This window comes from Methanocalculus sp. (assembly GCF_030651615.1).
In the GTDB taxonomy this organism is placed as follows: Archaea; Halobacteriota; Methanomicrobia; order Methanomicrobiales; family Methanocorpusculaceae; genus Methanocalculus.
On the sequence record NZ_JAUSCG010000036.1, the window covers coordinates 1 to 3,831 of the forward strand.

Sequence of the window (3,831 nt, forward strand, 5' to 3'; positions counted from 1 at the left end):
GAAAGCTATGATCTCATATGAGGGTATACAGCGGGTTGAGACGTACCCAATCCCGCCTGAAGCACTCCGTGAAGCGGTGCTGAATGCCATCACACACAAAGACTACGGGAGCGGAATCCCGATTCAGATCAGCGTCTTTGAAGATAGAATCCGCATCTGGAACAACGGACAGCTCCCTGAAGGATGGAGTATTAAGCATCTCACCGGGACTCACCAGTCCCAGCCCTATAACCCCGATATTGCAAATACATTCTTCCGTGCTGGCATGATCGAAGCCTGGGGCAGGGGAATCGAGCGGATCATGGCAGCATGCAGGGCAAACAAAACGCCAATCCCATCGTTTATGCACGAACCTGCCGGACTCTGGGTGGAGTTTCCATACAGGATGAATGATACGGGTGTTCCAGATACTACCCAAAAAAGTACCCAGAAAAGTACCCAAGAAAGTACCCAGAAAATACTTGCTATAATTCGGGATAAACCAACAGTTGGCAGAAGGGAGATTGCAGAGCTACTTGGTGATGTTTCAGAAAACAGCGTTAAGTATCTGATTGAGAGGATGAAAGAGGACGGCATTATAAGGCGCATTGGTCCAACCAAAGGCGGCCACTGGGAGATCATAGGAGAGGAAAATGACAGGCGTCGGTGAGCGTGAGATACGGACACAGGGGCGGGTGATCGGCTTCTTTTCGGAAGCACTTGGCTTTACCTACCTCAGCAACTGGAAGGATAGAACAGAGAACCGCAACATCGAAGAGAACCTGCTCAAAGACTGGCTTCTGCGGCAGGGGCATGATGATCGGATCATCGAAAAAGCCCTATTTGAACTTGGGAAAGCAACGACTGTCGGGGGTGTCCGCTCCCTCTATGATGCAAACCGTGAATTCTATAGCCTTCTCAGGTACGGCGTGAAGGTAAGCCCCTCAATCGGAGAGCAGCATATCACCATCTGGCCAATCGACTGGAAAAACCCGGAAAAGAATGACTTTGCCATCGCAGAAGAGGTCACCATAGTCGGGGAGAACACCAAGCGCCCGGATATCGTCCTCTATGTCAATGGCATCGCCCTTTCGGTTCTGGAACTGAAACGCTCCACCGTCTCGGTGACAGAAGGCATCCGGCAGAATCTCGATAACCAGAAGAAAGAATTCATCCGGCCGTTCTATGCAACGATTCAACTGGTGATGGCAGGCAACGAGACCGAAGGGATGCGGTATGGCACCATCGAAACGCCGGAGAAGTACTATCTCCGGTGGAAAGAAGCCGATGCACACCCCGCTGCCGCCGATAATCCTCTCCTCCGGGAAATCGGCCAGCTATGTAATAAAGAGCGCCTCCTTGAGCTTATTCATGATTTCATCGTCTTTGATGCAGGGACCAAGAAGACCTGCCGCCACAACCAGTACTTCGGGGTAAAAGCCGCACAGGAGCGGGTGAAGCAGCGTGAAGGCGGGATCGTCTGGCATACCCAGGGGAGCGGGAAGAGCCTGACGATGGTCTGGCTTGCGAAATGGATCCGGGAGAATATCGAAAATGCCCGGGTTCTTCTGGTCACTGACAGAATTGAACTGGATGAACAGATCGAGGGTGTCTTCACCGGGGTCAGCGAGGCGATCTACCGGGCAAAGAGCGGATCTGATCTCGTTAAGCTCCTCAATACAAACGAAGAATGGCTGATCTGCTCGCTGATTCATAAGTTCGGACGAGGCGAGGATCTCACCCAACAGGATGTCGATGAGTATATCCGGAATATACAGGCACACCTCCCGCAGAACTTCCGTGCAAAAGGGGAGATCTTCGTCTTTATCGATGAATGCCACCGGACGCAGTCGGGTGTGCTCCATGAGGCGGTCAAAGCCCTCCTCCCGAACGCGATGATGATTGGGTTCACCGGAACACCACTTTTAAAGAAAGACAAGAAGAAGAGCATTGAGATCTTCGGGACGTATATTCACACCTACAAGTATGACGAGGCAGTACATGATGGCGTGGTCCTCGATCTCCGGTATGAGGCACGGGACATCGACCAGAATATCACCTCCCAGGAGAAGATCGACCAGTGGTTTGAGATTAAAACCAGAGGTCTCACCGACTTCGCACGGGCCGAACTCAAAAAACGCTGGGGCACGATGAAGAAGGTCCTCAGTTCGCAGGATCGGCTCGAAAAGATCGTAGCGGATATTCTCCTCGATATGGAGACGAGAGACCGTTTAAGAAGTGGCCACGGAAATGCGATGCTTGTTTCGGGGAGCATCTACTCGGCATGCCGGTTCTTTGAGATGTTCCAGAAGACCGACCTCAAAGGCAAATGTGCGATCATCACCTCATACAAACCATCGCCTGCGGATATCAAGGGCGAAGAAACAGGCGAAGGGCTCACCGAGAAGCTGCTGCAATATGATGTCTATCGGAGGATGCTCGCCGATTTCTTTGATGAACCCGAAGATAAGGCGATGTACAAAGTCGAGACCTTTGAGAAAGAGGTGAAGAAGCGGTTCATCGAAACGCCTGGGCAGATGAAGCTCTTAATCGTCGTTGACAAACTGCTGACCGGCTTTGATGCACCACCTGCAACCTACCTCTATATCGATAAGCAGATGCGGGATCACGGGCTCTTCCAGGCGATCTGCCGGGTGAATCGGCTGGATGGGGAGGATAAGGAGTACGGCCATATCATCGACTATAAAGATCTCTTCATGTCACTTGAACGATCGATCAAAGACTATACCGGCGGAGCATTCGAGGATTTTGATAAAGATGATGTCAGCGGTCTCCTGAAAGATCGACTTGAAAAAGGGCGTGAAAGCCTTGAAGAGATTCGTGAAGCGATCAAGGCACTCTGCGAGCCGGTTGAGCCGCCTAAGGCAAGCCGGGACTATATCCGGTACTTCTGTGGTTCAAGTGATGATCCCCTTGCCCTGAAACGAACCGAGCCACTGCGTGTTGATCTCTATAAGCGGGTTGGAACATTTGTCAGGAGATACGCGGATCTTGCCGGGGAGATGCGTGAGGCAGGATATACTGATCAGGAGGCACGGACTATCAGGAGCGAAGTTGCGCATTACGAGAAAGTCCGTGAGGAGATCATGCGGGCAAGCGGGGATTATATCGACCTGAAACGGTATGAACCGGCGATGCGCCATCTCCTTGATACCTATATCCGGGCAGAGGAGAGCGAAGTGGTCTCAACATTTGATGACATGACGCTTGTGCAGCTGATCACGATCCGGGGAGAAGGGGCGATCGAGACGCTTCCTGAAGATATCAGGAAGGATCATGAGGCGGTTGCCGAGACAATAGAGAATAATGTCCGGAAGATCATCCTCGATGAGATGCCGGTTAATCCGAAGTACTATGAGAGGATGTCCGAGCTTTTGGACTCTCTAATCCGCGAACGGAAGCAGCATGCACTGGACTATCGGACATACCTGAGAAAGATCGTCGAGCTTGCACGGAAGGTGAGCCAGCCGGAGAGACAGGTCGGATATCCATCTACCATCACCACCCCGGCACTCCGGGCTCTGTACGATAATCTGGTGACAGGCGAGAATCAGGCGATGAGTGAGATTGCGCCGTATGGTGACCGGAGGGTTGAAAACCCCCGTGCAGAGACAGCTTTTGCCCTTGATAAAGCCATTAGGGAGACGAAAAAAGCGGGATGGCGTGGGAACCGGTTCAAGGAACGGGAAGTACTGGGTGCCATCCGCCAGGTCCTCGGTGACGATGAACAGCTGATCGAGCGAATCTTTGAGATAGTGAAGAATCAGCGTGACTACTGAGAAGCATCAGATCGAAGTCTCGGGGATACCTGTTGAGATCATCAGGAAGAAG

Annotated in this window: 2 protein-coding genes; both read left to right on the forward strand. The window is 51.9% G+C overall.

Annotated elements, in window-relative coordinates:
• Window positions 1-649, forward strand: a 649-nt coding sequence (locus Q7V06_RS01465; protein ID WP_304837009.1) for an ATP-binding protein, incomplete at its 5' end; no start/stop codon positions are given.
• Window positions 633-3,779 (forward strand): type I restriction endonuclease subunit R, encoded by a 3,147-nt coding sequence (locus Q7V06_RS01470; protein ID WP_304837012.1) that lies wholly within the window; start codon window positions 633-635, stop codon window positions 3,777-3,779. The genes Q7V06_RS01465 and Q7V06_RS01470, both read left to right, overlap by 17 nt.
• Window positions 3,780-3,831: the final 52 nt, after the last annotated feature.